Origin of the sequence: Mycobacterium sp. IS-836 (assembly GCF_001954275.1) — a bacterium.
In the GTDB taxonomy this organism is placed as follows: domain Bacteria; phylum Actinomycetota; class Actinomycetes; order Mycobacteriales; family Mycobacteriaceae; genus Mycobacterium.
This window is the reverse complement of the sequence record NZ_MBEU01000021.1, coordinates 54,011-76,974: the sequence shown is the minus strand read 5'-3', so window position 1 is coordinate 76,974 and position 22,964 is coordinate 54,011. Positions and strand designations below refer to the sequence as shown.

Genomic DNA, 22,964 nt, shown 5'->3' with positions numbered 1-22,964 from the left:
ACCGTCTTAGATAGTTACATCTTGCTCCGCGACGTGAAACCTGTCAAGGTGGTTACATGAAATTCGTCTACGTGAGCGGTCGGCGATGCCTCGACTTCGCGAGCACGCTGAAACGCCGCATGTCGGAGCGCGAGGAACTGCTGACCGATCCTCGGCTGCTGTCGGATTGGGCGGTCCAGGCGGGACTGCTGGACGACGCGATCGACGTCACCGACGACGAGCTCGTCGCGGCCATCGAGCTGCGCGAGGCCAGCTACCGCACCGTCATCGCGCGACTCGAGGGGCGCCGGCCCCAGGTCGCCGACGTCGACCTGCTCAACGAGTGGGCGTCGCAACCCCAGCTCGCGCCGCGATTGCTGCGCACCGGCGCCACCCGCCGCGAGGGCACCGCGCCGCGACTGCTCGCCAGCCTCGCCGCGGATCTACTCGACCTCATCGCCGGACCCGACCTCGACAACGTCAAACGTTGCGCACATCCCGGATGCACGCGCCTCTACGTCGATTCGTCCAGAGCGAAAAACCGGCACTGGTGCGGGATGAGCACCTGCGGAAACAAGGTGAAGGTCCAGGCTTTTCGGGCGCGCCAGCGCGCGGCGGCCCACTGACGCGACGATTTACCCGGGAACAAACCACGTCCAACCAGGGTTGAGCGCAACAGACTAAACCTTTGGAGGACGAGTGTCTCAAGCCACATCAGTGCCGGTGCTGTTCGTCACCGACACCATCGTGTTGCCCGGAATGGTCGTGCCGATCGCACTGGACGACGCCGCGCGGGCGGCCATCGACGCGGCCCGGGCCAGCGAATCGGGGCAGCTGCTGATCGCTCCGCGGCTCGAGGACCGCTACCCGTCGCACGGCGTGATCGCGAAGATCCTGCAAGTCGGCCGCATCGCCGGTGGCGGCACCGCCGCCGTCGTGCGCGGTGAGCGCAGGGCGCAGATCGGCGCCGGGGCGAGCGGGCCGGGCGCGGCGCTATGGGTCGAGGTGACCGAGGTCACCGAGGCCGAGCCGACCGAGGACATCAAGGCGCTGGCCGCGGAGTACAGGAAGCTGCTGCTGGCCATGCTGCAGCGGCGCGACGCCTGGCAGATCATCGACTACGTCAACAGCCTGACCGATCCGTCGGCGCTGGCGGACACGTCCGGCTACGCGTCCTACCTGACCGATGTGCAGAAGCGCCAGCTGCTGGAGACGGTCGACGTCGCCGAGCGGCTGCGCGTGCTGATCGACTGGACCGGCGAGCACCTGGCCGAGGTCGAGGTCAACGACAAGATCGCCGAGGACGTGCGCGAGGGCATGGAGAAGACGCAGAAGGAGTTCCTGCTGCGCCAACAGCTGGCTGCCATCCGCAAGGAATTGGGCGAGGGCGAGCCCGACGGATCCGACGACTACCGGGCCCGCGTCGAGGCCGCCGACCTGCCCGAGAAGGTGCGCGAGGCCGCGCTGCGCGAGGTCGGCAAGCTGGAACGCGCCAGCGACCAAAGCCCGGAAAGCGGCTGGATTCGCACCTGGCTGGACACCGTGCTCGACCTGCCCTGGAACGTCAAGACCGAGGATTCGACGGACCTGGCGGCCGCGCGGGCGATCCTGGACGCCGACCACCACGGGCTGGACGACGTGAAGGACCGCATCGTCGAATACCTGGCCGTGCGCACCCGGCGCGCGCAGCGTGGGCTGCAGGTCGTCGGCGGCCGCGGCTCGGGTGCGGTCATGGTGCTGGCCGGTCCGCCCGGCGTCGGCAAGACGTCGCTGGGCGAGAGCGTCGCGCGGGCGCTGGGCCGCAAGTTCGTGCGCGTCGCTTTGGGCGGCGTGCGCGACGAGGCCGAGATCCGCGGGCACCGGCGCACCTACGTGGGCGCGCTGCCCGGCCGGATCGTGCGTGCGATCGGCGAGGCGGGATCGATGAATCCCGTTGTGCTGCTTGACGAAATCGACAAGGTCGGATCCGACTACCGCGGCGACCCGAGCGCGGCGCTGCTCGAGGTGCTCGACCCGGCGCAGAACCACACGTTCCGCGACCACTACCTGGATCTGGACCTGGACCTGTCCGATGTGGTGTTCCTGGCTACCGCCAACGTGATCGAGACCATTCCGTCGGCCCTGCTGGACAGGATGGAGCTCGTGGCTATCGACGGCTACACCGAGGACGACAAGGTCGCCATCGCCCGCGACTACCTGCTGCCCCGCCAGCGCGAGCGGGCGGCGCTGAACGACGACGAGGTCACCGTCACCGATGCCGCGCTGCGGAAGATTGCCGCGGACTACACCCGCGAACCGGGGGTGCGCCAGTTCGAACGCCTGCTGGCCAAGGCGCTGCGCAAGGTCACGACGAAGATCGCCGAGGAACCGGTGACGCCGAAAGTCATCGACGAGCCCGATCTGGTGGATTACCTTGGCCGGCCGCGGTTTACGCCGGAGTCGGCCGAACGCACCGCGGTGCCCGGCGTCGCCACCGGCCTGGCCGTGACCGGCCTGGGCGGCGATGTGCTCTACATCGAAGCGGGCGCGACCGATGGCGAGCCCGGTTTGCAGCTGACCGGTCAGCTGGGCGACGTGATGAAGGAATCGGCGCAGATCGCGCTGTCCTACGTGCGTTCCCACGCCGCTGAGCTGGGGGTTGACCCCAAGGCGCTGGACCGCCGCATCCACGTGCACGTGCCCGCCGGGGCGGTGCCCAAGGACGGTCCGTCGGCCGGTGTCACGATGGTGACCGCGCTGGTCTCGATGGCCACCGGACGTCAGGTCCGCTCCGACGTCGGCATGACCGGCGAGGTCACGCTGAACGGGCGGGTGCTGCCGATCGGCGGGGTGAAGCAGAAGCTGCTGGCCGCCCAACGTGCCGGGCTGTCAACGGTTTTCATCCCGTCGCGCAACGAGCCGGATCTGGACGACGTGCCCGCCGAGGTACTCGAGGCGCTGACCGTCACGCCGATGACCGACGTCGCCGAGATCGTCGCACGGGCCCTGGAGCCGGTGACCGAGAAGGCGACCGCCGCGGCCTAATGCGGCTGTTGAGGTTTTGACCTCCCCCGGTCCTGGGTAGGCCTCAGGGCAGAGGGAGGACCGGCCGGGGGGTTCACCTCTATCCCGACGTTTAGCAACTGCGCGGGTGACGAACAACAAATCGCTGCTGTGAGGCTGCTGGATGCGGCCAATCGGCTGGATAAGGAGTTCACCATGAGGTTGAACAGAATCGCTGCTGGCGCCGCAATTGCAGGTGCTTTGACGTCCGGCGCGCTCGGATTGGGTGCCGGGTTGGCGCAAGCCGATCCGAACGGCCCGAATGTGCCTGGCCCGAACATTCCGGGACCGAACGTGCCGGGGCCGAATGTGCCGGGACCGAACGTGCCGGGTCAGGGACCGATCATCCCGGGACAGCCGATTTGTAACGGCGGCCCGGGCGTCAACTGCAACGGTCCGGGCACGCCGCTCCCACCGGGACAGGGCGGATTCCCGCCACCGGGGCACTACAACGACCCGATTGGCTACGGGCTTCCGGCGCGCTGGATGCCGCCGGGTCAACCGGTCGACTACCCCGTCGTGTTTAACCCGGCCGTAAACCAGTGGGGCGTCTTCCTGCCTGGCGGCCAGTTCGTTGCGTACGCGACGACCTAGCAGGCAGAACGAGACAGCCGCCGCCATCGTGCGGCGGCTGTTTTCGTCTGTGGCAAAACGGCGCAGGCGCTAGCCGGGGCCGTTACTGTGCGGGGATGGCCGTGATCCTGCGCAGGATGCTCCGCATTGGCAAACTGCCCGCCGACATGCGGGCCGAAGTCGAATCGGAGGGAATACTCCATCTCGCCGAGTTCGTCCCGGTCACGTTCCGATTCAACGGCTCTGTACCGGGTTTCGTGGTCAAGGGCAACAACACCCGCAGCTATGCCGGTTCCCTGGCCCTTACCCCCCAGCGGGTTCTCGGGACATTGTCGACCGTGCCGAAATTGGCGGGTCGAGCCATCGACCGGCGCTGGGACGCGGCCCAGAGCGGACCGGTCAGGGCGGAATTCTCCGAGAGCGGTCTCGCGCTCGACGTCGACGTCAGCCAGGTCGACCCGGCGTTCTCCGGTCACCTGTCGCTGCGATACAAAACGGCCATCCCCGAAGCGGTGCTGACCACCATCCCGCGCCGGTCGCTGGCATTCGACGTGCCCCGCGAGTGGGTCCTGCGCGCCGTCGGCGTCCCGGCTCGCCGGCCCGCGTAGACCCCGCCGGATGCTGCCACAATCGGGGACGTGACCGACCTGAGGGATTTGAAGCGGCGAGTCGTCCACCGCGTCCAGCGTCTGGTGGTGAACCCGGTGGGGCGGCAACTGCCCGTGACCATGCTCGAGACCGTCGGCCGCAAATCGGGGCAGCCGCGGCGCACCGCGGTCGGCGGTCGCGTGGTGGACAACCAGTTCTGGATGGTCTCCGAGCACGGTGAGCGTTCCGACTACGTCCGAAACATCAAGGCCAACTCGGCCGTTCGGGTGCGCGTTGGCGGTCGGTGGCGAAACGGAACGGCTCACCTCATGCCCGACGACGACGCGTTGCGGCGGCTGGGCAACCTCCCCCGGCTCAACAGCGCCGTGGTGCGCCTGATGGGCAGCGACCTGCTCACCATTCGGGTGGACTTGGACTGACACCGCGTTCGGCATATTCGCCGAGCCTGTAAATCTGCAGCAGAAGTACGAGTAGAGGCCTGCGAAATTACAGGCTCGGCGCGTGTCGGTCGCCGGCGTTAAGGTCGGCGCATGGCCTACGACGAAGACCTGGCCAACCGGATCCGGGAACTGCTCGGATCCGAGCGTGGCGTCGAGGAAAAGCGCATGTTCGGTGGCCTCGCGTTCCTGGTGAACGGCAACATGTCCGTCGCCGCTAGCGGGCAGGGCGGATTGCTGGTGCGGGTACCGCCGGACGACACCGACAAGCTGCTGGAACGCGACCACGTCAGCGCCATGGTGATGGCGGGCCGGGAAGCCCGGGGCTGGTTGCGCGTTGACGCCGAGGGTGTGAAAACCAAGCGCCAGCTTCAGGGTTGGGTGACGCGAGGCGTCGGCTACGCGCGCAGCCTGCCAGCCAAATAGCCGGCCCCCGGTCCGGTTTGCCGCGGAATGGCGCGGGTACGCGGTGCGGTATGAGCGGGCGCGAGCAACTGGTGGGGCGACTGCTGAAGGTCGCCGGCACCACGTACGCCGCCGAGGCGGGCATTCGGGTCAACGACAAACCGATGCCGCTGTTTCAGCTGCTGGTGCTGAGCATGCTGGCCAGCAAGCCGATCGATGCCACCACCGCCACGCGCGCGGCCCGCGAGATCTTCAAGACGGGCCTGCGGACGCCGAAGGCAGTCCTGGCCTCCGACAGGCGGACCATGATCAGCGCGTTCGGCCGGGCTCACTATGTGCGCTACGACGAAAGCTCGGCCACCCGCCTCACCGACATGGCCAGGCGGGTTTGCGACGAGTATTCGGGCGACCTTCGCGAACTCGATGGTCGCAGCCATCGAGACATCGGCGAGGCCAAGCGAATGCTCAAGACGTTCAAGGGAATCGGTGAAACCGGCGCCGACATCTACCTACGCGAGGTGCAGGACGTATGGACCTGGGTTCGCCCGTATTTCGACGACCGCGCCACCACCGCGGCTAAGCGGTTGGGCCTGCCGGCCGATGCGGCGAAGCTGGCCTCGCTGGCTCCGCGTGCCAACGCCCGGCTGGCCGCCGCGTTGGTGCGGGTCGCACTCGACGACGATCTGCGCCGGCGGGTGACCGGTTGAGCTCCCTGTGACGGTGCGAGTCGGCACGTCGGGCTGGTCGTATCAGCACTGGACCGACGTGCTCTACCGGCCCGGCCTGCCGGCCGGCAAGCGGTTGGCGCGCTACGTCGAGGTGTTCGACACCGTCGAGCTGAACGCGAGCTTCTACCGCTGGCCCAAGGATTCGACGTTCGCGGGGTGGCGCGACCAACTGCCGGCCGGCTTCACCATGTCGGTCAAGGCCCATCGCGGACTGACCCACTACCGCCGACTGGCCTCCCCGGAGCCCTGGATCGAACGGTTCGAGCGCTGTTGGCAGCTGCTGGGTGATCGACGCGGTGTGCTGCTCGTTCAGTTGCACCCCGAGCAGCAGCGCGACGACGCGCGGCTGGACTCGTTCCTGCGGCAGGTCCCGGCGTCGATCCGGGTGGCCGTGGAGTTGCGGAATCCATCCTGGAACGATCCCGCGGTCTACGAAGTGCTGGAACGCCGCCGCGCGGCCTATGTGGTGATGAGCGGCGCCGGATTGGCGTGCGTGCCCCGCGCCACCACCGATCTGGTGTACGTGCGGCTGCACGGCCCGGATCAGGATTCGATCTACGCCGGCTGCTATTCCGGCGACGACCTGCGGCGCTGGGCCGATCAGATCGCTCAATGGGACCGCGACGGCAGGGACGTGTGGGTGTATTTCAACAACGACCTCGGCGGCCACGCCGTCCGCAATGCCCTGACCTTGCAAGAACTCTTGGCCTGAGCCGGCCCGCGTAGGCTGGGAATGTCGAGGAAAGAACGGAGCAGCAATCATGGCCAGCTCGACCACATTCGTCATCATCGGCGGCGGACTTGCTGGAGCCAAGGCGGCAGAAGCGGTGCGCGACAGCGGCTTTGACGGACAGGTCATCCTCTTCGCCGAAGAGGAACACCTGCCTTACGAGCGACCACCGCTCTCCAAGGAGTATCTTGCCGGCAAGAAATCGCTGACCGATTTCACCGTGCAGAATTCCGAGTGGTACCGCGACCACCACGTCGACTTGAGGCTCGGCTCGCGCGTGTCGGCCCTGACCCCCGCCGAACACACCGTCACACTCCCCGACGGCACCGCGGTGCGGTACGACAAGCTGTTGCTGGCGACCGGATCGGCGTCCCGACGTCCGCCGATACCCGGATCCGACGCCGGCGCGGTCCACTATCTGCGCACCTACGACGACGCCGTGGCGCTGAATTCTGTTCTCGCCGAGGGGTCTTCGCTGGCCGTTCTCGGAGCCGGATGGATCGGACTGGAGGTGGCCGCCGGCGCCCGACAGCGTGGCGTCGCCGTGACCGTCGTCGAGACGGCCAAACAGCCGCTGCTGGCCGCGCTCGGCGAATCGGTGGGCGAAGTGTTCGCCGACCTCCATCGCGATCACGGGGTGGACTTGCGGCTGGAGGCGCAGGTCGACGAGATCACGACGGCGGGCGGCAAGGCCACCGGACTGAAAATGCGCGACGGGTCGACGGTCGCCGCTGATGCGGTGCTGGTGGCCGTGGGCGCCAAGCCGAACGTCGAACTCGCCGAACGGGCCGGGCTCGCGATGGGCGACGGCGGTGTGCTGGTCGACGCGTCGCTGCGCACGAGCGATCCTGACATCTACGCGGTCGGCGACATCGCCGCGGCCGAGCACCCGTTGTTCGGCTGCCGGATTCGCACCGAACACTGGGCCAATGCGCTCAAGCAACCCGCGGTGGCGGCCGCCGGAATGCTCGGCGAGCCAGGCGAATACGCGGAGCTGCCCTACTTCTTCACCGATCAGTACGACCTCGGGATGGAGTACGTCGGGCACGCACCCAGCTTCGAGCGGGTGGTGTTCCGCGGCGACGTCGCCGGACGCGAATTCGTCGCTTTTTGGCTCGACGGCGACAACCGGGTGCTGGCCGGGATGAACGTCAACATCTGGGACGTGCTCGATGACGTCAAAGCGCTGATCAGGTCCGGGACTTCCGTCGACCCCGGCGCGCTGGCCGATCCGCAGTCCCCGCTTGCCGACCTAGTGGGCTGACGCGTCGGCGGGCACCCACGTCCCGTCGATGACGTCGGGTGGGCGTTGCGCCTGCAGGCGCTCCCGCTCGGCGCGCCGGCGCTTAATCCGCAACCGGGCATCGGCCGGCATCGTGACCAGCTCGTCGCAGGTCAGGTAGTACACGTCGGCCACAACGTCGATCAGGTCCGCCGCGAGCCGTCGAGAACCCAACTCGCGCAACGTCGTTCGAAGCTCATGGGTGAATCGGATGGTGGCGTCGTGGGCCAGCTCGCGCGACACGCGGGCATTGTCGGCGAAGCGCCGGGCCAGGGTCGCGGGCGGAGGCGGCTCGGCGGGGGCGTCGGCGGCGTCGGCGGCCGCCACGAGCAGCATCGCCGGGTCGTCGAAGAACACCGTGCTGTCCAGCTCGGCTTCCGCTGGCCCGCGGTGTCCGATGCGGGCGACCGCGGAGTCGAGCGCGGCGGCGGTACCGGGAGACAACGCGCGGATGCTGTCGAGATTGCCGTCGCGGGCCAGGGCGGCCAGCGGCGGGTCGGCGCGCAATATCGTTGCCAGCTCGGCGATCTCGGCCGTTACGCGGCCACCTTCCAAGATCATGCCCAGTCCCGGCACCCTGGTTCCCGCGCCGGTGCGTTCCAGCGCGGCCGCGGTGACGCCGGTGTCGATCAACGACAACGCCGTCAGGATCCAGCCCTGGTGAATCCGGTCCCGCAACAGCCGGAGCCGTGCCCCGAGGCTGGCATCGGGCAGCAGACCCAGCTGCGCGTCATCGAGGTGTTCGGTGGTGGCGGCGGCGGCGTAGGCGCGCGTGTCGGTCCGCAGATGACGCAATGTGGCGAGCGATCTCGCCGTGGCGACCGCCTTGGCGACCGACCCCACCGCCCCGCCGGCTAGCTGTGGTGGACCGAACGGTAGTAGGTCACCGACCTGTGGCTGGTCGATCAGGGCGTTCCGGACGACGGCGTCGGCGTCCCAGCCCGGGAGCTGGGCGGCGGCAACGACATTGGACGACACTCCGACGTACGGGCGGTGACCGAACACCGCGATGGCCCTGCTTCCCCATTCGTCACCTACGACGCCACCGAGCGCGAGCACCTGACCCAGCACCCGGCCGGCCGTCCGCAGCCCGCTCAACTGGACGTCCAGGGTTATCGGGGTCAGCGGTCCGGGCAGCGCCTCGGCGAGGCCGGTCGCACTGAAAACCGGGAAGCGTGGATCGATCAGGTCGTCGAATTCGCCCTCCATGCCCTCCGGTGCCGCGTTGCGCAGCGAACCGGGCGGCGCGTGCCGCGGGAGGACCTCCACCGGCAGCGCCAGTCGCCCCCCATGGCGGACCGCGCCGGCGGGACCGAGTCTGCGGCCGACGAGTCCGCGCGCGGTGTCGGCGACCGCCTCGATTGCCTGCCAGCCAAACTCGAATCCCCAATCCTCTTGCGCTGCAGTGATATCCATCTCCGGCATCAACTGTGGCCAGCTGCGAACGCCATACGGCCGGGAACGCGGATCGGCGGATCGCAGCACCCGCCATGCCGTGATCACGTTGGTGGCGTCCGGTGTGGCGAGGTCCACGACGCCGGTGCGGTCGGTGTCGAGCGCCAAAACGAGGAACCGCACCAGATCGTCGAGGTGCAGCACCCGCATGGTCTGTGCGGAAACCTTGCTGCGCAACAGTGTGGCCACGGTGCGGCAGACCATCCAGTCGAGCTGACGGCCGACCGGCGGCGCGATCCGGACGACCACGCTCGGCGCCCAACTGGTGGACACCAGCTCCTCGGCGGGTCGGTACAGGTCGGGCCGGCCCGCGGCCTGGGAAACGAACAGCAAGCGCGCGCCGGCGCGGGCGGCCGCATGGGTCACCCGCGCGACGCCGTCGATGTCCGCGCTGCCGGGGGCGGTCGTGTCGACCGGGGCCAGATGAATAACAGCGTCGGCCTCGTTGGCCAGCTGTTGCAAGACGGGGTGGCTCAACGGCGCGCAAACAAACTCGACGTTTGGGTCCAGGCACGGGTGGGGGCGCGCAGCAATGCCGCTGACGGCGTGGCCGGCGGCGATGAGCTGGCGTGCGACCAGCCGCCCGACGGTGCCGGTGGCGTCGGTAACCAGGATCTGCACCTGGGCTCACCTCCCCGAACGTCACCTCGACAATAGGCAAGTCGCTGTCAATTGCGCGACTGTTACTCCCCAAACGGGGCTCTGGCCTGGCGGTATTCCCGCGACGGGCTACCGCAGCGTGGCGCTGCCGTCCGCGGCGACGGCAACTTTGGCGCCACCGATGTCGTCATGCACGGTTTCCTGCGCCGCGGCGCCGTCGGTGATCACCGCCAGCGTTCGCGACCCGTCGGGCGTGCGCACTGCAACGAATGCCTTTTCCGGCCGCCCATCCCGGTCGAACGGAGTCGTCCAGGCTTCGACGGTGCCGACGCCCTCCCACTCGACCAATCCGTCGCGGATGGGTTCCCGATCCACCGCGGATTGCACGTCCTCCCAACGGAATTCGGTAGGAGGTTCGGTGCCGTAGACCCCGAAGCTGTGCTTGGTCAGGTAGCCGCCGTTGGCGGTGATCAGGGCGCGCCGCCCCGGATTGGCCACCAACAGGTCGGCGACGGTGGCGATCGAGTGCATAACGTAGTTGCTCCACGGGCCGCCCGCGAACGTCAGCCCACCGGTGACGGTCAGCGGACGCGCCGGATCGTCGACGGCCAGCCCAAGTTCGGCCGCGGCCACCTGAACGGCGGACGGAAAGCACGAGTACACGTCGACGTAGTCGACGCCGTCGATGCCCAGGCCGGCGAGCTCCAGCGCCCGGGCGCCCGCGATCCGGATGGCGGTGGACCGGTGCAGCTCGTCACGTTCGGCGATGGCCGGGGTGTCGTGCGCGTCGGTGCCCGCATGCGGGTAGACCCAACGGTCGGCCGGGATCCGCAGGCGTTGCGCCTGCTCGGCCGACGCCAGGATCAGCGCGGCGCCCTGGTCCACCATGTTGTTGGAGTTCATCAACTTGGTGTACGGCCAGCTGATCATCCGGTTCTGCGGTCCGGGCCGCCGAATCTCCTCCGCGGTCACCGGCTTGCGGATCCAGGCGTTGGGATTGCCGACCGCGACGGCGTTGAAGCGCGCCCACAATTCGGCGACGCGGTCGAGGTGGTCCTCGACTGATTCGCCGCGGGCGATGCGAAGCGCCTGCTCGAACAGCGGATAGACGTAGGCGGGGCGGTCCAGGCCGATCCTGATCTCCGCGTCGCCGGCCATCGGGACGTCGTCGCCGCTGACCTCCGCCAGCGGGACGGATTCGTCCTGAGCGGTCCACTCGAGTTTGCCGCCCTTGGCCTTCAGCCCCCGCCGGGTCCGCCACGTTTCGGCACCGGCCAGCAGCACGACGCCGGCCCGGCCCGCCTGGATGTCCAGGCACGCCTGGTTGACCAGCGACTGCGGCACGTTGCCGCCGACCGGGCTGTACAGCGTGCGGAAGCCGGAGGCGCCGATCCGCTCGCCGAGCAGCAGCGCGGGATCGCGGTAGTGCGCGGACAGCACGTTGACCACCCGGATGGAATCGAGGGCCTCGATCACCCGGGCATCCCCGGCCTGCCGGGCCGCGGCGGCCATCAGGTCGACCGGTTCGACGGACCGCGTTGCCGGGTCGATGTCGTCGCGATGGTTGACCTGACCCCAGCCGATCAGCACCGGTGTGCGGGGGTCGACGGTCACCCGACGAACCTATCGCGGGGTCGACGCCGCCCGGCCGCGGGCATGGGCCATGGGGAAGCCACGAGCCTTTGGCTATCGTCACAGGCCGACCCACGATCGGATGGAGACCGCCGACCAATGAGCGCGCACTTGAGCTATGTCGAAGCCGTGATCGTCGGCGCCGCCCAGGGCATCACCGAACTGTTCCCGGTCTCGAGCCTCGGGCACTCGGTGTTGGTGCCGGCACTGGTCGGCGGGCAATGGGCCCGAGACCTCAACGTGTCCGCGCCCCAATCGCCCTACCTGGCCTTCATCGTCGGTCTCCATGTCGCGACGGCCGCGGCGCTGCTGGTGTTCTTCTGGCGCGACTGGGTGCGCATCCTGGCGGGATTCCTGTCCTCGGTGCGGTACCGCCGGATCCGCACTCCCGATGAGCGGTTGGCCTGGCTGATCGTGCTGGCCACCATCCCGGTGGGCCTGGCCGGGCTGGCGCTGGAACAGTTGTTCCGAACGACGCTGGGCAAACCCATTCCGGCGGCGGCGTTCCTGCTCCTCAACGGCGTCGCCCTGTATGCGGGCGAGGTCCTGCGCCGCCGCGTGGCGTCCGCTCACGAGGACCCGCCGGCCGATGAGGCCGCGCACACGGAAGAGGCCGCGCACAGCGGCGAGGCCGTCGACAATCGGCTGGCCGAACTGCCCCTGGGCCGCGGTGTGCTGATCGGCTCGGCCCAAATCCTGGCCCTGCTGCCGGGCATCAGCCGCTCCGGCATCGCGATCGTGGCCGGCCTCTGGCGCGGGCTGTCCCACGAAGACGCCGCCCGGTTCTCCTTCCTGCTGGCAACGCCCATCATCCTGGCGGCCGGGGTCTACAAAATCCCGGAACTGTTCGGGCCCCTGGGAAGCGGCATCGGTGGGCAGGTCCTGGCCGGCAGCATCGCGTCATTCGTCTGCGCCTACCTCGCCGTGCGCTATCTCACCCGGTACTTCCAAACGCGCACGCTGACACCGTTCGCCGTCTACTGCGCACTGGTCGGCGCCGCGAGCCTGGCGTGGCTGACCCTGCGCTGAGCGAGCGGACTTATTGCGCACCCCGACGTCGAGTGCTGTGCTTACCGGATCGCATAGTTGACACCTGTTAAGACCGGAAGGGATCAACATGGCAGACACCGCAGTAGGCCTGAAGGTCCGCGACAAGGTCATCGTGATCACCGGCGGCGCGCGGGGCATCGGATTGGCCACCGCGACCGCGCTGCACAACCTGGGCGCCAAGGTCGCGATCGGCGACATCGACGAGGTGTGCGTGAAGGAGTCGGGCGCCGCGCTCGGCCTCGATGTCCACGGCAAGCTCGATGTCACCGACCCGCACTCGTTTTCGGAGTTCCTCGACGACGTCGAGCGTCAGCTCGGACCGATCGATGTGCTGGTCAACAACGCCGGCATCATGCCCGTCGGCCGGATCATCGACGAGCCCGACGCGGTCACCCGGCGCATTCTGGACATCAACGTGTACGGCGTGATGCTGGGCAGCAAGCTGGCGGTGCAGCGCATGGTCCCACGCGGATCCGGCCACGTCATCAACGTCGCCTCACTCGCCGGCGAGATCTACGCCGTCGGGCTGGCCACCTACTGCGCGAGCAAGCACGCGGTGGTCGCGTTCACCGACTCCGCGAGGCTCGAATACCGCTCGGCCGGCGTGCACTTCTCGATGGTGTTGCCGTCGTTCGTCAACACCGAGCTGACCGCGGGCACCAAGGGCGCCAAGGGACTCCGTAACGCCGAGCCCTCCGAAATCGCTGACGCGATCGTCGGGTTGGTCGTCCGCCCGAGGCCGCGGGTGCGCGTCACCAGGGCGGCGGGCGCGATGGTCGCGTCGCAGAAGTTCATGCCGCGCAGGCTGGGCGAGGGTCTCAACCGCCTGCTGGGCGGCGAGCACGTCTTCACCGACGAGGTCGACGTCGAACAGCGCCGCGCCTATGAGGCCCGCGCCCGCGGCGAAGAATGAGCGCCGCCTAGCGCCGGTTCATCGGAAGCGCGGACAATCGGGCGGGTGAGCCTAGAAACCGAAACGACCGCGACCACGAAACTCTCCGACAACGAACTGGGCCTCATCGACAAGTACTGGCGCGCCGCCAACTACCTGTCGGTCGGGCAGATCTATCTGCTGGACAACCCGCTGCTGACCGCGCCGCTGTCGGCCGAGCACGTGAAACCGCGACTGTTGGGCCACTGGGGCACCACGCCGGGACTCAACCTCATCTACGCGCACCTGAACCGGATCATCCGCAACCGCGACGCCAACGTCATCTACGTCACCGGGCCCGGTCACGGCGGGCCCGGGCTGGTGGCGAACGCCTACCTCGAGGGCACTTACAGCGAGGTGTACAGCGGCGTCGGCGAGGACACCGAAGGGCTGCGCCGGCTGTTCCGCCAGTTCTCCTTCCCCGGCGGCATCCCCAGCCATGTCGCCGCCCAGACCCCCGGGTCCATCCACGAGGGCGGTGAACTCGGCTACGCGCTGGTGCACGCCTATGGCGCGGCGTTCGACAACCCGGACCTGGTGGTCGCGTGCGTGATCGGCGACGGCGAGGCCGAGACCGGGCCGCTGGCAACCAGTTGGCACTCGAACAAATTCCTCAACCCGGCCGTCGACGGCGCGGTGTTGCCGATCCTGCACCTCAACGGGTACAAGATCGCCAACCCGACGGTGCTGGCGCGAATCCCGCAGACCGAGCTCGAATCCCTGTTGCGCGGTTACGGATACCGGCCGATCACGGTTTCCGGCGACCAACCGGCGTCGGTGCACCAGCAGCTGGCCGCCGCCCTCGACGACGCGTTCGACGACATCGCGGCCATTCAGCGCGCGGCGCGTTCCGGTGGAGCGACCGACCGGCCGGTGTGGCCGATGATCGTGCTGCGCACGCCCAAAGGCTGGACCGGACCCAAGGAGGTGGACGGAAAGCGGGTCGAGGGCACCTGGCGGGCGCACCAGGTGCCGCTGGCCGCGACGCGCGAAAACCCCGAGCACCGCGCGCAGCTCGAGGAGTGGCTGCGCAGCTACCGGCCTGAGGAGTTGTTCGGCGAGAGCGGCGCGCTGCGCGCCGAGCTGCGGGCGATCGCACCGCGCGGTGACCGTCGGATGAGCGCCAACCCGCACGCCAACGGCGGGCTGTTGCTGCGCGAGTTGGACCTCCCGGACTTTCGCGACTACGCGGTGGAGGTCGAACAACCCGCCGCGACGATGCACGAGGCCACCCGGGTGCTGGGCACGTTCCTGCGCGACGTCATCGCCCGCAACCCGGACCGCTTCCGGCTCATGGGGCCCGACGAGACGGCATCGAATCGGCTGGACGCCGTGTACGAATCCACCGACAAGGTGTGGCTTTCGGAGACCGGGCCCGATGACGAAAACCTCGCACCGGACGGCCGCGTGATGGAGGTGCTGTCCGAGCACCTGTGCCAGGGCTGGCTGGAAGGCTATCTGCTGACCGGCCGGCACGGGCTGTTCAACTGCTACGAGGCGTTCGTGCACATCGTCGACTCGATGCTGAACCAGCACGCCAAATGGCTGTCCACCAGTCGCGACTTGCCCTGGCGCCAGCCGATCGCGTCGTTGAATTACCTGCTGAGCTCGCACGTGTGGCGCCAGGACCACAACGGCGCGTCCCATCAGGACCCCGGGTTCATCGACCTGGTCGCCAACAAGCGCGCCGAGATCGTCCGGGTCTACCTGCCGCCGGACGCCAACACGCTCCTCTCGGTGGCCGACCACTGCCTGCGCAGCCGCGACTACATCAACGTCATCGTCGCCGGCAAGCAGCCGGCGCTGAGCTACCTTTCGATGGACGATGCGATCGCGCACTGCACCCGCGGGCTGGGGATCTGGCGTTGGGCGAGCACGGCCACCGCCGAGCCCGACGTGGTGCTCGCCTGCGCCGGCGACATCCCGACGCAGGAGACGCTGGCCGCCGCCGACATCCTGCGCCGCGAACTGCCCGACCTGGCCGTGCGGGTGGTCAACGTCGTCGACCTGATGCGCCTGCTGCCCGACTCCGAGCACCCACATGGCTTGCCCGACAACGAATTCGACGCGCTGTTCACCCGCGACAAGCCGGTGATCTTCGCCTACCACGGTTACCCGTGGCTGATCCACCGGCTCAGTTACCGCCGCATCAACCACCACCACATCCACGTGCGCGGGTTCAAGGAGCGGGGCACCACCACGACACCGTTCGACATGGTGATGCTCAACGACCTCGACCGCTTCCACCTGGTCATGGATGTCATCGACCGCGTGGACGGGCTGGCCAACCGCTCCGCGGTCCTTCGTCAGCGCATGGTGGACGCGCGCATCGCCGCCCGCCGCTACACCCGCGAGCACGGCGAGGACGATCCGGCGATCGCCGACTGGAGCTGGGAGTCGCCGCAGTCGAAGTGAGCTGGGCCGACGCGGGCCGCGGGTAAACTTGCCCGATGCCCGACGCGACGACGGCCGCCCACACCCATCCGGTGGTGTCGCAGCTTTCGGCGCTGCACCGCTTCCGGGTTCACCTCGACATCGCCGTGGTGGTCGTGGTGCTGGTGCTCACCAACCTGATCGCGCACTTCACCACTCCCTGGGCGAGCGTCGCGACCGTCCCCGCCGCCGCGGTCGGGCTGGCGTTGTTGATGCGCGCCAACGGTCTGGACTGGGCCGACCTCGGCCTGGGCCGTGAGCATTGGAAGTCTGGGTTCGGCTATGCGCTGGCCGCGGTGGGGGTGGTCGCGTCGGTGATCGCAGTGGGTGTGCTGCTGCCGATGACCCGGCCGATGTTCATGAATAATCACTACGCGACGATCTCGGGCGCGCTGATCGCCTCGATGGTCATCATTCCGCTGCAAACCGTGATCCCCGAGGAGTTGGCGTTTCGGGGTGTGCTGCACGGCGCGTTGAGCCGGGCCTGGGGATTTCGCGGGGTCGCGCTGGCGGGTTCCCTGCTGTTCGGCCTGTGGCACGTCGCCACGTCGCTGGGGCTGACGAGCAGCAACGTCGGTTTCACCCGCGTGTTCGGCGGGGGTTTCGTCGGGATGCTGGCCGGCGTGACGTTGGCCGTATTGGCCACCGCGACAGCCGGATTCGTCTTCAGCTGGTTACGCCGGCGCAGCGGCAGCCTGATCGCGCCGATCGCGTTGCATTGGTCGCTGAACGGGCTGGGGGCCCTGGCCGCCGCGCTCGTCTGGCATCTGTCGACCTGAGGCCGCGTCATACCAGCAGCACGGCGGCGCCGGCGATGTGTCCGCCGGCCAAATCGGCCAGCGCCCGATCCGCTTGTGCCAGCGGGTATTCCGGCGTGGTCACCTCGATGTGATGCCCGGCGGCGAAGTCGAGGAACGCCCGCGCGTCGGCCCGGGTATTCGACGTGACCGACCGGATTTCGCGCTCCTGAAACAAGTGTCGTTGATAGTTCAGGCTCGGAACGTCGGACAGGTGGATCCCGGCGATCGACAACGTCCCGCCCCGGTCGAGCGCCTCCATCGCGGGCGGTACCAGATCGCCGACCGGGGCGAACAGGATCGCAGCGTCCAGCGGCACCGGCGGCGGATCGGCCGCGCCTTGGGCCGACGCCGCCCCGAGCTTGCGCGCCAGCTGCTGCGCCTCGGCTCCGCGCGTCATCACGTGCACCTCGGCGCCTTGGGCCAACGCGACCTGCGCGGTGATGTGGGCGCTGCCGCCGAAGCCATAGATGCCCAGCCGGCCGCCGGGCGGTAGCTCGGCGCGCAGCAGGGAGCGATATCCGATGATGCCGGCGCACAGCAACGGGGCGAGCTCGCTGTCGCTGTAGCCGCTCGGCAGGTGGTGTGCGAAAGCCGCAGGGACCGTGGCGAATTCGGCGTAGCCCCCGTCGGCATCCCAGCCGGTATAGCGCGACTCCGGACACAGGTTCTCGGCGCCCCGACGGCAGTACTTGCAGACGCCGCAGGTGTGGCGCAGCCAGGCAATCCCTACCCGGTCGCCCACCTCGAAGCCGTCACCGACCGCCTCTGAGCCGACTTCCATCACCTCCCCCACCACCTCGTGGCCAGGTGTCACGTGCTCGCGGTGAACCGGAAGATCACCCTCGGCGACGTGTAGATCGGTGCGACACACCCCGCATGCGCGCACGGCCACCAGCAACTCGGAGGGCTCGGGGCGTGGCACGTCGGCGGTGACCTGCTCGAGCGGACCGGTTTCCATCGGTCCGGGCCGACGCACTCGCCACGCGCGCATCGTCGTGGTTGCCGCCGCGGCCATCAGTTCATCTTGCTGCCTCGTGCCGCCGATTAGGAAACGCTAAAAATGACAGGTTTGGCGCGCCTACAAAGTTTTCGTGCGTGACGTCGCGAATTTGTAGATCAACAACAAGATCACCGCGCCGACTATCGCGCCCAAAAACGAGTGGTGGATCGGGGGGGTAATCGTAAACTTGTGCGGTGGGAAAACCACGCTTCCCAGCGTCCCGCCGACATACGATCCAACGATGCCGAGAAGCGCAGTCGCTATTATGCCCAACGGCTGCCTGCCAGGCACGATTAGTCGCGCAATTGCGCCGACAACGAGACCAATGACGATCATCCAAATGATGTGCAGGATCACGCCGGCTCCTTCAGGTATTGATTAGCGGGGACGCTCGACGGGTACCCCGGTGCGGCTCCAGCCAACCCCAGGGCTGTAGCGATTGCCGAGTTGACTTGGGTAATCCTCCAGGCGAAAAACGAGAGATGCCACGGCCCCACGACTACCGGCTACGACCAATGCGCAGCGCGACGTTAACCGGGTCAGGCGGATTCGGTCTGCTGCGGCGCCGGCGTGGGAGTGGCCTCTCCCGCGGGCGCCTGGGCCGGCGGCGCGGCCGGCGCGGGTGCGCCTGGAGCCGGCGCGGGTGCGCCTGGAGCCGGCGCGGGGGCCGGTGCTCCGGGTGCGGGCGCGGGCGCTCCCGGCGCGGGCGCGGCCGGCGGTGGCGTCCAGGGCTGTATCGACTGCGCGAGCGCCGTCGCCGCGTTCGTGTCCACCGGGTCATTCGAGGTGCCGAGCCACACCACGAACCAGCGTTGCGGCGGGCTCGCGGTAGCTGACCCCATGACCCCGGTCCAGATCTGGCCGTTCGGCTTGCTCGGATCGCTGAACTTCACTTCGTAGTACGACGCGCTTCCGGTGAGCCCGTTGGCGCCGGTCAGCGGCGCCGTCGCCTGGTTGATCCGCGTGCCCGGATACGGCATGAAGAACTCACCCATGTCGGAGCCCAGCCGGACGGCGGCCTTGGCATTGTTGGGTTCGGCGCTGGCGTAAAGCTTTTGGTCCAGCCGGCCCATGACGATGCGGGTGTCGTTGGCGACCGGTGGCGCCTGGTTCGGCGCCGGCGGGTTGCCGATCGTCTTGCTCAGCAACTCCGAGCCGTAGTCGAGGTGCGACGCGTCCGACTCCACCCAGCCGGGGGGCAGCACGAAGCTGAATCCGCCGACGGCATTGCCGAGGCGCCCGGCGTTCGGGTCCGGGGGTGGCGGGGCGTTCGGATCGACGGGCGGCGGCGGCACGGCGTTGGGATCGCCCGGCGCGGGTTGGGCATTCGGCGCCGGTTGCGCGTTCGGAGCCGGAGCTCCCGCCGGCGGCGGTGCGGCGGTCGTGGTTGCCGGGACCGGCGTCGGGGTCTCGGGATCGGCGTGTGACGACGCCGGTAACGCGATGGTGACGGCGCTGGCACTGGTCACCGTGGCGATCGCCAGCGTCGCCCACAGTGCTTTGCGACGTGTCGAGTTCGGGTCCACCTGATCCATGGCCACGAAACTACCGTGTTACGGCTGTGACGCAAGGGTGCCTTGCGGACGATGCGATCCGGTGCTCCCGATGTTGCCGATGTGCAACCGGTTTCGCATCCGTGGAGTTCGCCCGCCTGTCACGAATCAGCGTGGCGTTGCGCCGCCGGATACAGCGCCACTTCATGCGCCTTGACCGAAAACCACACCCGCTGGCCCGGCGCCAGCCGCAGCTCCGACGCGGCGTCGACGGTGATCTCCGCGGCCAGGCCCGGCGCGCCGTCGGCCTGCTCACCGGCGCGCACCAAGACCGCGGAACCGCGGACTCCCAGCTCCGCGACGGTCAGCTCGATGCAGTTGCGCGGGCTGCCGTGCGGCCGGTCGCGATAGACGGCCACCGCCGTCGGCGGGAACACCGCGATGGCGTCCCGCCCGACGCCGAGGGCGTGGGCGGGAATCCCGTGCCAGTGGTCGCCGGAGCGAGCACGCAGCGCGCCGTCTTCTTCGATCGTCCCGTTGACCAGATTGATCCCCGCGATGCGGGCGCCGAAATTGCTGCGCGGCGCGGCCAGCACCTCGGCCACCGGGCCGATCTCGGCGATCTTCCCGGACTCCAGCACCAGCACCCGATCGGCCAGGGTCAGCACGTCGAGCAGGTCATGCGTTATCAGGACCACGGCGCAGGCGCCGCGGGTGACGACGTTGCGCAGCACCGCGCGGATGGCCGCGGCCGCGCCGACGTCCAGCCCGGTGAGCGGCTCGTCCAACAGCAGCACGTCCGGCTCGGCTGCCAACGCCCGGGCGATCGCGACCCGCTGGGCCTGGCCGCCGGACAGTTGCCGCGGTTTCCGGTCGGCGAGCCCCTCGGCGTCCACCTCGCGCAGCCAGCGCAGCGCGGTCTCGCGCCGTCCGGCGCGAACGGAACGCGACATGCCACGAATGCTGCGACGGCTGTGCGGTCCGAAGGCGACGTTGGCGGCGACGCTCATGTGCGGGAACAGCAACGGGTCCTGCAGCAACAGCCCAACCCGGCGATCGTGGGTCGCCACGTTGACACCGGACGACGTGTCGGTCAATACCCGATCCCCCAGGCGCACCACGCCCTCGTCGGGTCGCACCAGCCCGGCGATGACGTGCAGAGCCGTCGACTTCCCGGCGCCGTTCGGCCCCAGCACCGCGAGCACCTCGCCCGCGGACACCGAAAACTCCACGCCCAGCAGCCGATTGGCCACAACCGCGCGAAGCTGCAACTCGCTCATCGCCGGCTACCTCGCCCCAATCCCAATCGGGTTCCCGGTCAGCCTGCGCGCCCCCAGGCCGAGCACCACCAGCGAGGCCACCACCACGAGCAGGATCGACAACGCCACCGCCGCGTTGGCGTCGCTGACCCGCTGCAGGTAAATCTCAAGCGGCAGTGTGCGAGTCACCCCCTGCCGCGACCCGGCGAAAGTCAGCGTCGCGCCGAACTCCCCCAGCGAGCGGGCGAACGCCAGCACCGCGCCCGACACCATGCCCGGCAGCAGCAGCGGCAAGGTGACCCGCCACCAGACGGTGCTGGGCCGCGCCCCCAGCGTCGCCGCGACCACCTCGTAGTCGGCTCCCGCGGTGCGCGCGGCGCCCTCGAGCGAGATCACCAGAAACGGCAGCGAGACGAAGGTCTGCGCCAGCACCACGGCGGTGGTGCTGAACGCGATGCTGACGCCGGCCGCCTCCAAGTACCGCCCGACCAACCCGAGCCTGCCGAACGCATACAGCAATGCGATGCCACCAACCACCGGCGGCAACACCAGCGGGACCAGGATCAGCGGCCGCAGCAGCCGCACGAGCCGCCCGGTGCCGCGCGCCAGCACCAGCGCCATGGGCACTCCGAGCAGCACGCACAGCGCGGTGCTGGCGGAGGCGGTCTCCAGGCTCAGCAGTAGCGCGGTCCGCGACGACGGGCTGGTGATCAGCGACCAGAAATTCGGCCAGTCGACCTCGATCGCGATCGACACCAGCGGCAATGCTACGAAGACGATCCCCGCGGCGGCGGGGATGTACACCCAGCGGGGCAGATCCGTCGGACGGTGCATGAGCGGCTGTCAGGGCTTGGCGAAGCCCGACTGGGCCAGGATCTGCTGACCCGCGCCGGAGGTCACCAAAGTCACGAACTTCTGCGCCAGGACCGGCTTTGGCGCCTTCTTCAGCACCCCGATCGGATAGACGTTGACGGCGCCCGCGGCCTCGGGAAAGTTGACGGTCGTCACCTTGTTTCCGGCGCTGTGCGCGTCGGTGACGTAGACCAGCCCCGCGTCGGCCTGCCCGCTGGTGACCTTGTTGAGGACGTCGGTCACGCTGAGCTCCTCGCTGACCGGGTTCAGGCGCACCCGGGTGGTGTCCTCGACGCGCTGGGTCGCCGATCCGCAGGGCACCGGCTGTTGGCAGATCACCACGCTGAGGCCGGGTTTGGCAAGGTCGGCGAAGGCGACGATGTTTTTCGGGTTGCCCGGCGCGGTGACGATCACCAGTGTGTTGGAGGCGAAGTTCGTCGCGCTGGTGGCCAACAGCCCGGCCCTGGAGACGACGTCCATCTGCGCGGTGTCGGCGGACGCGAAGACGTCGCCGGTCGCGCCCTGAGTCAGCTGGGTCGCGAGCTCCGAGGAGCCGCCGAATTCGAACTCGACGCCGCCGCCCGGATTCTCGGTCTTGAACCGCTCTCCGAGTTGGGTGAACGCGGATTTCAGCGAGGCCGCCGCGAAGACCACGATCGATCCGGAGGTCTGCGGCGGCCCGGACGGTGACGACGAGGGTGGCTTGGAGCCGCAGGACACGAGGGCGGTCAGCAGCATCGCGGATAGCCCAACGGCCAGGACCCGGCGCATGGATGAACCCTAACCCGCCGTGGATGCGGCCTGATTGGGGCCTAAATCGTCGCAAAAACGTGGCGACCGAATAGTTATTCAAATGATTCGCGCGGCGCGCCGCCTGGAATTTCGCCGTATAGCTACTGTCCAGTAACATCGATGGAAATCGACGCCGCAACGTCGGGGTTCAACGTTGAACATGAGGAGGTCATGGCTGTGGAAGTGCTGGTCACCGGCGGGGACACGGAGCTGGGGCGCACAGTGGCCGAGGGCTTCCGCGATGACGGTCACAAGGTGACCCTCGTGGGCGCGCGGCGCAGCGACCTCGAAATCGCCGCCAAAGAGCTCGACGTGGACGCGATCGTCTGCGACACCACCGACCCGGCCAGTCTCGAAGAGGCGCGTGGCCTGTTCCCCCATCATCTCGACACCATCGTCCACGTGCCGGCTCCCGGCTGGGACGGCGGCGACCCGCGCACCTATTCGATGTCCGACACGGCCCGGGCGTGGCGCAGCGCGCTTGACGCGACGGTGCTTTCGGCGGTGCTGACCGTGCAAGCCGTGGGCGATCACCTGCGCTCCGGTGGCTCCATCATCGGCGTGGTGGCGGAAAACCCGCCCGCGGGCAGCGTCGACTCCGGAATCAAAGCGGCCCTTTCGAATTGGGCTGCCGGCCAGGCCGAGATCTTCGGCACTCGCGGGATCACCATCAACGTGGTGGCCAGCGGACGCAGTGTCCAGGCCGGCTACGACGGCCTTTCGCGCACCCCGCCGTCGGTCGCGACGGAGGTCGCCCGCTTGGCGCTGTTCCTCACCACCTCGGCGGCTCGCCACATCACCGGCCAGACGCTGCACGTCAGCCACGGGGCGCTGGCCAGTTTCGCCTGAGGCTGAATAAGAGCCGTATCCCGTCACGCGGCG

The 22,964-nt window shown here is 68.8% G+C and carries 22 protein-coding genes; 14 read left to right on the top strand and 8 right to left on the bottom strand.

Annotation, left to right across the window (positions count from 1 at the left end):
* Nucleotides 1–56: 56 nt before the first annotated feature.
* From A5747_RS08375 to A5747_RS08330, 9 genes are all read left to right on the top strand, one after another.
* Nucleotides 57–605, top strand: a complete 549-nt coding sequence (locus tag A5747_RS08375; protein ID WP_076123240.1) for an ABATE domain-containing protein — start codon at nucleotides 57–59, stop codon at nucleotides 603–605.
* A 73-nt stretch (nucleotides 606–678) separates the two neighbouring features.
* Nucleotides 679–3,003: an endopeptidase La gene (lon, locus tag A5747_RS08370; protein WP_076123238.1), complete on the top strand. Its 2,325-nt coding sequence runs from the start codon at nucleotides 679–681 to the stop codon at nucleotides 3,001–3,003.
* A 174-nt stretch (nucleotides 3,004–3,177) separates the two neighbouring features.
* Nucleotides 3,178–3,615: a hypothetical protein gene (locus A5747_RS08360; protein WP_233147987.1), complete on the top strand. Its 438-nt coding sequence runs from the start codon at nucleotides 3,178–3,180 to the stop codon at nucleotides 3,613–3,615.
* Between the two features lie 95 nt (nucleotides 3,616–3,710).
* Nucleotides 3,711–4,202, top strand: a complete 492-nt coding sequence (locus A5747_RS08355; RefSeq protein WP_076123234.1) for a hypothetical protein — start codon at nucleotides 3,711–3,713, stop codon at nucleotides 4,200–4,202.
* A 30-nt stretch (nucleotides 4,203–4,232) separates the two neighbouring features.
* Nucleotides 4,233–4,622 carry a nitroreductase/quinone reductase family protein gene (locus tag A5747_RS08350; RefSeq protein WP_076123231.1) on the top strand — a complete coding sequence of 130 codons (390 nt, stop codon included), beginning with the start codon at nucleotides 4,233–4,235 and terminating at the stop codon, nucleotides 4,620–4,622.
* A gap of 111 nt (nucleotides 4,623–4,733) precedes the next feature.
* Nucleotides 4,734–5,066: a TfoX/Sxy family protein gene (locus A5747_RS08345; protein WP_076123229.1), complete on the top strand. Its 333-nt coding sequence runs from the start codon at nucleotides 4,734–4,736 to the stop codon at nucleotides 5,064–5,066.
* Between the two features lie 50 nt (nucleotides 5,067–5,116).
* Nucleotides 5,117–5,752: an endonuclease gene (locus tag A5747_RS08340; protein WP_076123227.1), complete on the top strand. Its 636-nt coding sequence runs from the start codon at nucleotides 5,117–5,119 to the stop codon at nucleotides 5,750–5,752.
* A gap of 7 nt (nucleotides 5,753–5,759) precedes the next feature.
* Nucleotides 5,760–6,485 carry a DUF72 domain-containing protein gene (locus tag A5747_RS08335; protein WP_076123225.1) on the top strand — a complete coding sequence of 242 codons (726 nt, stop codon included), beginning with the start codon at nucleotides 5,760–5,762 and terminating at the stop codon, nucleotides 6,483–6,485.
* A 49-nt stretch (nucleotides 6,486–6,534) separates the two neighbouring features.
* Nucleotides 6,535–7,767, top strand: coding sequence for an NAD(P)/FAD-dependent oxidoreductase (locus A5747_RS08330; RefSeq protein WP_076123223.1), 1,233 nt, complete (start codon nucleotides 6,535–6,537; stop codon nucleotides 7,765–7,767).
* On the opposite strand, the gene A5747_RS08325 is transcribed toward A5747_RS08330, so the two are convergent.
* A complete protein-coding gene (locus tag A5747_RS08325) occupies nucleotides 7,756–9,861 on the bottom strand; it encodes an NAD-dependent epimerase/dehydratase family protein (protein ID WP_076123221.1) in 2,106 nt (701 codons plus the stop codon). The genes A5747_RS08330 and A5747_RS08325 overlap by 12 nt on opposite strands.
* A 108-nt stretch (nucleotides 9,862–9,969) precedes the next feature.
* Nucleotides 9,970–11,454, bottom strand: coding sequence for an acetyl-CoA acetyltransferase (locus A5747_RS08320; protein ID WP_076123218.1), 1,485 nt, complete (start codon nucleotides 11,452–11,454; stop codon nucleotides 9,970–9,972).
* Between the two features lie 117 nt (nucleotides 11,455–11,571).
* Between A5747_RS08320 and A5747_RS08315 the strand changes: the two genes are divergently transcribed.
* From A5747_RS08315 to A5747_RS08300, 4 genes are all read left to right on the top strand, one after another.
* The gene (locus A5747_RS08315) at nucleotides 11,572–12,501 is read left to right on the top strand and encodes an undecaprenyl-diphosphate phosphatase (RefSeq protein WP_076123216.1); all 930 of its coding nucleotides are present in this window, start codon (nucleotides 11,572–11,574) and stop codon (nucleotides 12,499–12,501) included.
* Nucleotides 12,502–12,589: 88 nt separating this feature from the next.
* On the top strand, nucleotides 12,590–13,435 hold the full coding sequence (locus A5747_RS08310) for an SDR family oxidoreductase (RefSeq protein ID WP_076123214.1): 846 nt from the start codon (nucleotides 12,590–12,592) through the stop codon (nucleotides 13,433–13,435).
* Nucleotides 13,436–13,480: 45 nt separating this feature from the next.
* Entirely contained in the window at nucleotides 13,481–15,868 is a 2,388-nt protein-coding gene (locus tag A5747_RS08305) for a phosphoketolase (protein WP_076123212.1), read from the top strand.
* A gap of 35 nt (nucleotides 15,869–15,903) precedes the next feature.
* Nucleotides 15,904–16,665 (top strand): CPBP family intramembrane glutamic endopeptidase, encoded by a 762-nt coding sequence (locus A5747_RS08300; protein WP_076115497.1) that lies wholly within the window; start codon nucleotides 15,904–15,906, stop codon nucleotides 16,663–16,665.
* A 7-nt stretch (nucleotides 16,666–16,672) separates the two neighbouring features.
* On the opposite strand, the gene A5747_RS08295 is transcribed toward A5747_RS08300, so the two are convergent.
* The 6 genes from A5747_RS08295 to modA all read right to left on the bottom strand — a co-directional run bounded on the left by A5747_RS08295 (nucleotide 16,673) and on the right by modA (nucleotide 22,061).
* The gene (locus A5747_RS08295) at nucleotides 16,673–17,701 is read right to left on the bottom strand and encodes a zinc-binding alcohol dehydrogenase family protein (protein WP_076123209.1); all 1,029 of its coding nucleotides are present in this window, start codon (nucleotides 17,699–17,701) and stop codon (nucleotides 16,673–16,675) included.
* Nucleotides 17,702–17,764: 63 nt separating this feature from the next.
* Nucleotides 17,765–18,043, bottom strand: a complete 279-nt coding sequence (locus A5747_RS08290; RefSeq protein ID WP_076123207.1) for a GlsB/YeaQ/YmgE family stress response membrane protein — start codon at nucleotides 18,041–18,043, stop codon at nucleotides 17,765–17,767.
* 182 nt (nucleotides 18,044–18,225) lie between these two features.
* Complete coding sequence (locus tag A5747_RS08285; protein WP_076123204.1) at nucleotides 18,226–19,221, bottom strand: alanine and proline-rich secreted protein Apa; 996 nt, start codon at nucleotides 19,219–19,221, stop codon at nucleotides 18,226–18,228.
* 119 nt (nucleotides 19,222–19,340) lie between these two features.
* Entirely contained in the window at nucleotides 19,341–20,459 is a 1,119-nt protein-coding gene (locus A5747_RS08280) for a sulfate/molybdate ABC transporter ATP-binding protein (protein WP_076123202.1), read from the bottom strand.
* 6 nt (nucleotides 20,460–20,465) lie between these two features.
* Nucleotides 20,466–21,272, bottom strand: a complete 807-nt coding sequence (locus A5747_RS08275) for an ABC transporter permease (protein WP_076123200.1) — start codon at nucleotides 21,270–21,272, stop codon at nucleotides 20,466–20,468.
* Nucleotides 21,273–21,281: 9 nt separating this feature from the next.
* Nucleotides 21,282–22,061, bottom strand: coding sequence for a molybdate ABC transporter substrate-binding protein (gene modA / locus A5747_RS08270; RefSeq protein ID WP_076123198.1), 780 nt, complete (start codon nucleotides 22,059–22,061; stop codon nucleotides 21,282–21,284).
* Nucleotides 22,062–22,253: 192 nt separating this feature from the next.
* Here modA and A5747_RS08265 point away from each other — a divergent pair, with 192 nt between their 5' ends.
* Nucleotides 22,254–22,931 carry an SDR family oxidoreductase gene (locus A5747_RS08265; RefSeq protein ID WP_076123441.1) on the top strand — a complete coding sequence of 226 codons (678 nt, stop codon included), beginning with the start codon at nucleotides 22,254–22,256 and terminating at the stop codon, nucleotides 22,929–22,931.
* Nucleotides 22,932–22,964 lie beyond the last annotated feature (33 nt).

Bases quoted from the DNA above. Each gene is read 5' to 3' on its own strand.
- A5747_RS08375 (WP_076123240.1), top strand. From the start codon at position 57: ATGAAATTCGTCTACGTGAGCGGTCGGCGATGCCTCGACTTCGCGAGC.
- A5747_RS08360 (WP_233147987.1), top strand. From the start codon at position 3,178: ATGAGGTTGAACAGAATCGCTGCTGGCGCCGCAATTGCAGGTGCTTTG.
- A5747_RS08355 (WP_076123234.1), top strand. From the start codon at position 3,711: ATGGCCGTGATCCTGCGCAGGATGCTCCGCATTGGCAAACTGCCCGCC.
- A5747_RS08345 (WP_076123229.1), top strand. From the start codon at position 4,734: ATGGCCTACGACGAAGACCTGGCCAACCGGATCCGGGAACTGCTCGGA.
- A5747_RS08340 (WP_076123227.1), top strand. From the start codon at position 5,117: ATGAGCGGGCGCGAGCAACTGGTGGGGCGACTGCTGAAGGTCGCCGGC.
- A5747_RS08330 (WP_076123223.1), top strand. From the start codon at position 6,535: ATGGCCAGCTCGACCACATTCGTCATCATCGGCGGCGGACTTGCTGGA.
- A5747_RS08315 (WP_076123216.1), top strand. From the start codon at position 11,572: ATGAGCGCGCACTTGAGCTATGTCGAAGCCGTGATCGTCGGCGCCGCC.
- A5747_RS08310 (WP_076123214.1), top strand. From the start codon at position 12,590: ATGGCAGACACCGCAGTAGGCCTGAAGGTCCGCGACAAGGTCATCGTG.
- A5747_RS08300 (WP_076115497.1), top strand. From the start codon at position 15,904: ATGCCCGACGCGACGACGGCCGCCCACACCCATCCGGTGGTGTCGCAG.
- A5747_RS08295 (WP_076123209.1), bottom strand. From the start codon at position 17,701: ATGGCCGCGGCGGCAACCACGACGATGCGCGCGTGGCGAGTGCGTCGG.
- A5747_RS08285 (WP_076123204.1), bottom strand. From the start codon at position 19,221: ATGGATCAGGTGGACCCGAACTCGACACGTCGCAAAGCACTGTGGGCG.
- A5747_RS08280 (WP_076123202.1), bottom strand. From the start codon at position 20,459: ATGAGCGAGTTGCAGCTTCGCGCGGTTGTGGCCAATCGGCTGCTGGGC.
- A5747_RS08275 (WP_076123200.1), bottom strand. From the start codon at position 21,272: ATGCACCGTCCGACGGATCTGCCCCGCTGGGTGTACATCCCCGCCGCC.
- modA (WP_076123198.1), bottom strand. From the start codon at position 22,061: ATGCGCCGGGTCCTGGCCGTTGGGCTATCCGCGATGCTGCTGACCGCC.
- A5747_RS08265 (WP_076123441.1), top strand. From the start codon at position 22,254: ATGGCTGTGGAAGTGCTGGTCACCGGCGGGGACACGGAGCTGGGGCGC.